This window comes from Mesorhizobium sp. M7A.F.Ca.CA.001.10.2.1, assembly GCF_003998575.1.
Taxonomy (GTDB): domain Bacteria; phylum Pseudomonadota; class Alphaproteobacteria; order Rhizobiales; family Rhizobiaceae; genus Mesorhizobium.
In genome coordinates this window covers 5,001-11,050 of sequence record NZ_RZQY01000138.1, presented here as the reverse complement: position 1 = coordinate 11,050, position 6,050 = coordinate 5,001, and the positions used below count along the sequence as shown (strand labels likewise).

Sequence of the window (6,050 nt, the reverse complement as noted above, 5' to 3'; positions counted from 1 at the left end):
TCGATGCCGCGTGTCGGCTCGTCCATGATGATGACCTTGGGATCGACGGACAGCTGCCTGGCGATGGCGACCTTCTGCTGGTTGCCGCCGCTCAGCGTCGAGACGGCGGCCTCAATGCCAGCCATGCGCACGCCGAGCCTGCCGGTCAACTCCTTCGCCTGACGATCCTCGGCCTTACGATTGAGCAAGCCGAGTGGCCCGGTGAGCCGGCCGAGGTCGAGCGCGGAGATGTTCGCTGCGATCGGCAGATCGAGGAACACGCCGGAGCCTTTCCGGTCCTCAGAGAGATAGACCAGCCCCGCCTTGACCGCATCGCCATAGCTGCGCAACCGCAGCTGCTTTCCGTCGAGCACGACGGTTCCTGACGTCATTGGCCTGAGGCCACAGACCGTTTGCGCGATCTCGCTGCGGCCGGCCCCGATGAGGCCGCCTATGCCGAGAATTTCGCCAGCGCGAAGCTGCAGATCGACGTCGGCGAAGCGGCGGCCATCGGAAAGCCCCTCGACCGCGAGAAGCAGGCGCCCCGGCTGTTGCGGCGCCAGCTTGTCGGGATAGAGCTGGGTGATTTCGCGGCCCACCATCTTGCGCACGACATCGTCAGGTGAAACGGCGGCGACCTGATCGGTCGCCACGTACCGGCCGTCGCGGAAGACGGTGACGCGGTCGCACAGCGAGAATATCTCGGCCATGCGGTGGCTGATATAGACCACCGAAATGCCCCGCTCCTTGAGCCCGCGCACGATCGAGAACAGGCGTTGCGCTTCGCTTTCGGTGAGTGCCGCGGTCGGCTCGTCAAGCATCAACACCTTGCAGTCGAGCGTCAGCGCCTTGGCGATCTCGACAAGCTGCTGGTTGGAAATGGAGAGGTCGGCGACCCTGGTGCGCACCGGAATGGGCGCGAGCAGGTCCATGACCTTCTGGGCGTCGGAATAGAGCTTTTGGAAATTCATCAGCGGCGCGCGCCGGCTGTTGATCGCGGCCATGTAGATGTTTTCGGCAACCGTCGCGTCCTGACAGAGCGCGATCTCCTGGTGGACAAGCGCAATGCCGAGACGTTGCGCGGCTGCGGGCGAGTGGATCGAAATGCGCTCACCATCGATCAGGATGTCGCCCTCGTCGGGCTGCAATACACCGGCGATCATGTTCATCAGCGTCGACTTGCCGGCGCCGTTCTCTCCGCACAGTGCATGGATTTCGCCGCGCCGCAGCTCGAACCGTACGTCGCTCAGCGCCTTGACCGGGCCGAATGCCTTGGACAGGCCACGGATTTCAAGAATGGGCGCCTGGGTCACGCCGTGCTCCTGCGATGAACCTGCGGGGGAGGAAGGAGGCCGAAGCCTCCTTCCCGGTTAATCCGGCCATGCCGAGGCCGGGCGGCGAGATCGGGACTATTCCTCGATGCCCTTGGTACCGCGACGCTTGAGGTACTTGTCCCAGTAGAAGTCGTCCGCATTGTCCTTGGAGACAATGGAGAAGCCATTGTCGACGAAGGGCACGCTCATCGGGTTGAAACCCGAACGCTTGGCGTCGTTCATCGGATCGATCAGGCCGGGATGCTTGGCCATCCACAACAGCATGAAGCCCATATAGCCCTGCATGCCCTGGTTTGGATTGACCGAGCCGAAGATCTCGCCGGCCTTGATCATGTCGAGGATCTTGGCATTGACGTCGGCGAGCATGACGCGGATCTTGCCACCGCCTTCCTTGGCGGCCTGGGCAGCGCCGATGGCCGAGTTGGCCTCCGGCATGAACACGGCGCCAAGATCAGGATGCGCCTGCGCCAGGCTCAGAACCGCCTGATAGGCCTTGGTGGGATCCTGGTTCGAAGCGGCGCGGCCGACGAGCTTCATGTCAGGCCATTTGGCTTCCATGCGGGCAACGAACGCGTGGACGCGCTTGTCGTGGTTGTCCTGGCCGGGATTCTCCAGCACCGCATATTCGCCCTTGCCGTCCATCGCCTTGGCAACGGCGTCGGCGGCATAGGTGCCTTCGGCATTGTTGTCGGAGGTGATGTAGGAGACGCGCTTGGAATTCGGCGAGTCGGCGGCGAAGGTCACCACCGCGGTGCCCTGTTCGATGGCGCGGTTGATCGGCTCGATGAACGGATCGGAGTTCATCGGATGCACCAATATGCCGGCCGGCTTCTGCGCCAGCGCTTGGTCGAAGGTCGCGATCTGCTTGTTGACGTCGTATTCCGGCGTACCCGTATAGGCGGTCTCGCAGCCGAACTGCTGGCCGGCCTGCTTGAACATTTCATAGACCGGGAACCAGTATTCGACGCCCGAGACCATGACGTTCATGACATATTTTTCACCCGGCTCGCATTTGAACGGGTTTGGGGTTTCGGCGCGTACCTGCATCGACCCAAAGCAGGTCGATGCAGCCGCCGCGATTGCGAGCGTGCTCAGAAATTTGCGCAAGTTTCCTCCCTTGGCCGAAGCCATCCTCAATGACCGTCGCAGGCGCTCAGCGAGCGCTGCCGTATGGATTTGATGATGCCAACCTTCCTCCGAAAGCCGACGATCGGGACATTACAGCCTCGGCGCACGTTGTCAATATAATTCACATACTGAAATATATTTCACAACCTACTTCCGGGGAGTCTACGCTCCGGTCGACGAAGCTGGTCGCAGGCCGCCAAGGTGCCGTACGGGCCAGGCAAGGCCTTTCCGGCCTTTTTGGCCGCGAACCGGGGAGTGTGGTTGGAGTATCTGCACCCAGGAGTTCGCGCGGTGCCCTCCCGCCGGCCGCGTCTTATCACGTGAAGCCCAGATCTTGTTTGATAAGCATCTGCTCCGAGCGCGGCGTGACGCTCTCCATGTCGCTTGGCCAAGAAGTCTGCTGCTTCGTCGGCTTACAGCAGCCTTGACCACCCGGAGTATTCCGAGAACCTTCGACTGTCCCCCGAATGCGAACGGCCCGCCGGCATTGTTCCAGGCGGATTGTTTGCTTACCGAAGTTTGGTTGGGGAGAGGATTTGAGTTTTCTGTCTTGCGGCTTGGGCTTGGCCTGCTTGGGGGCGCCTGATGACGGGTTAAACGCCGGCACCAGGGCAAAAAACAAAAGAGCCCGCACGAGGCGGGCTGTTTGTTTAGTGAGGTTTGGTTGCGGGGACAGGATTTGAACCTGTGACCTTCAGGTTATGAGCCTGACGAGCTACCGGGCTGCTCCACCCCGCGTCACCTCTTAGCAAGCGTTTGCTTGCTAATCCAAGCAAGCGCTTGCTTGCGTTCCTAAGCAAGCGTTTGCTTGCTTTTTTGTGTAAGCCGAGGCCTACAGATAGGTATATGGCTGACCAAATGAAAGGGCCGCTTACGCGGCCCGTGATCCCTTGGCGGGCCATTTCATAAAGAGAAGACATCACTCCATCCGATTGGATGTGAGTTCAACGTGCGTTTAGCAGACCTGGCAGCGACCTACTCTCCCGCGTCTTGAGACGAAGTACCATCAGCGCTGGAGCGTTTCACGGCCGAGTTCGGAATGGGATCGGGTGCAGCCGCTCCGCCATAACCACCAGGTCGGCAAAACGCACGTTGTTCGAGAAGCTTTTGAGCGAAGGAGCACAAAGAGGCATCGGCAGCGGAGCTGTCGGGTGCCTCTCGGGGCTATTCGCTGGTCCTTTATGTGCCTGTCATCCTCCGATTTGGAGCGATGAGCATAAGGAATGAGAACGATCAAGCCGATCGAACTATTAGTACCGGTAAGCTTCAAGCGTTGCCGCTCTTCCACACCCGGCCTATCAACGTGGTCGTCTTCCACGGTTCTCAGGGAATACTCGTTTTAAGGTGGGTTTCCCGCTTAGATGCCTTCAGCGGTTATCCCGTCCGGATATAGCTACCCTGCTATGCGGCTGGCGCCACAACAGGTCCACCAGAGATCCGTCCATCCCGGTCCTCTCGTACTAGGGACAGATCCTTTCAATATTCCTACACCCACGGCAGATAGGGACCGAACTGTCTCACGACGTTCTGAACCCAACTCACGTACCGCTTTAAATGGCGAACAGCCATACCCTTGGGACCTGCTCCAGCCCCAGGATGCGATGAGTCGACATCGAGGTGCCAAACAACCCCGTCGATATGGACTCTTGGGGGTCATCAGCCTGTTATCCCCGGCGTACCTTTTATCCGTTGAGCGATGGCCCTTCCACGCGGGACCACCGGATCACTATGACCGACTTTCGTCTCTGCTCGACTTGTCAGTCTCGCAGTCAGGCAGGCTTATGCCATTGCACTCAGCGAACGATTTCCGACCGTTCTGAGCCCACCATCGCGCGCCTCCGTTACTCTTTAGGAGGCGACCGCCCCAGTCAAACTACCCACCATACATTGTCCCGGACCCGGATAACGGGCCGCGGTTAGACATCCATAGTAATAAGGGTGGTATTTCAAGGGTGGCTCCACCTGAGCTGGCGCCCAGGTTTCAAAGCCTACCACCTATCCTACACATGCCACTACGAATGCCAATGTAAAGCTATAGTAAAGGTGCACGGGGTCTTTCCGTCTAACCGCAGGAACCCCGCATCTTCACGGGGAATTCAATTTCACTGAGTCTATGCTGGAGACAGCGGGGAAGTCGTTACGCCATTCGTGCAGGTCGGAACTTACCCGACAAGGAATTTCGCTACCTTAGGACCGTTATAGTTACGGCCGCCGTTTACTGGGGCTTCGATTCAGAGCTTGCACCCCTCCTCTTAACCTTCCAGCACCGGGCAGGCGTCAGACCCTATACGTCGTCTTGCGACTTCGCAGAGCCCTGTGTTTTTGATAAACAGTCGCTACCCCCTGGTCTGTGCCACCCTCCTCTACTTGCGTAGAAAAGGGTCACGCTTCTTCCGAAGTTACGCGTGCAATTTGCCGAGTTCCTTCAGCATAGTTCTCTCAAGCGCCTTGGTATACTCTACCAGACCACCAGTGTCGGTTTCGGGTACGGTTTATAAGGAGGAGCTATTTCCTGGAACCACGCAGCAGCCCGTTCAATCCGATAAGATTGGACTACCTCAATGATCCGTCACTACCTCCAAGCCCACGAATATTAACGTGGTTCCCATCGACTACGCGTTTCCGCCTCGTCTTAGGGGCCGGCTAACCCTGCTCAGATTAGCTTTAAGCAGGAACCCTTGGTCTTTCGGCGGGGGAGTCTCTCACTCCCCTTACGTTACTCATGTCAGCATTCGCACTTCTGATACCTCCACCACCCCTCACGGGTATGGCTTCATCAGCTTACAGAACGCTCCGCTACCGCTTGGCCCTTGCGGACCAAACCCTAAGCTTCGGTGTATGGCTTTAGCCCCGTTACATTTTCGGCGCAAAGACCCTTATTTAGACCAGTGAGCTGTTACGCTTTCTTTAAATGATGGCTGCTTCTAAGCCAACATCCTGGTTGTTTTGGGATCCTCACATCCTTTCCCACTTAGCCATAACTTGGGGACCTTAGCTGTAGGTCAGGGTTGTTTCCCTTTTCACGACGGACGTTAGCACCCGCCGTGTGTCTGCCGACTAGTACTCCCAGGTATTCGGAGTTTGGTTAGGTTTGGTAATCCGGTGAGGACCCCTAGCCCATCCAGTGCTCTACCCCCTGGGGTATTCGGTCGACGCTCTACCTAAATAGATTTCGCGGAGAACCAGCTATTTCCGAGTTTGATTGGCCTTTCACCCCTAGCCACAAGTCATCCCGAACTATTGCAACAGTTATGGGTTCGGTCCTCCAGTAAGTGTTACCTTACCTTCAACCTGCTCATGGCTAGATCACTCGGTTTCGGGTCTAATGCGACGAACTGAACGCCCTATTCAGACTCGCTTTCGCTGCGCCTACACCTAGCGGTTTAAGCTTGCTCGTCACACTAAGTCGCTGACCCATTATACAAAAGGTACGTGGTCACCCAGGACGAACCTTGGGCTTCCACTGTTTGTAGGCAATCGGTTTCAGGTACTCTTTCACTCCCCTTGTCGGGGTGCTTTTCACCTTTCCCTCACGGTACTAGTTCGCTATCGGTCATGCACGAGTACTTAGGCTTGGAGGGTGGTCCCCCCAATTTCAGACAGGATTTC

The 6,050-nt window shown here is 57.9% G+C and carries 2 protein-coding genes, 1 tRNA gene and 2 rRNA genes (1 of these 5 only partly in view); all 5 read right to left on the bottom strand.

What is annotated here, in order from left to right; genetic code table 11:
- Positions 1 to 1,292, bottom strand: a 1,292-nt coding sequence (locus EN964_RS11940) for a sugar ABC transporter ATP-binding protein (protein WP_164775790.1), incomplete at its 3' end; no start/stop codon positions are given.
- Positions 1,293 to 1,388: 96 nt separating this feature from the next.
- Complete coding sequence (locus EN964_RS11935; RefSeq protein WP_127270832.1) at positions 1,389 to 2,420, bottom strand: substrate-binding domain-containing protein; 1,032 nt, start codon at positions 2,418 to 2,420, stop codon at positions 1,389 to 1,391.
- 682 nt (positions 2,421 to 3,102) lie between these two features.
- Positions 3,103 to 3,179, bottom strand: a tRNA-Met gene (locus EN964_RS11930).
- A gap of 224 nt (positions 3,180 to 3,403) precedes the next feature.
- Positions 3,404 to 3,518 (bottom strand): 5S ribosomal RNA (gene rrf / locus EN964_RS11925).
- Positions 3,519 to 3,670: 152 nt separating this feature from the next.
- Positions 3,671 to 6,050 (bottom strand): 23S ribosomal RNA (locus EN964_RS11920); it runs 442 nt beyond the window's last position.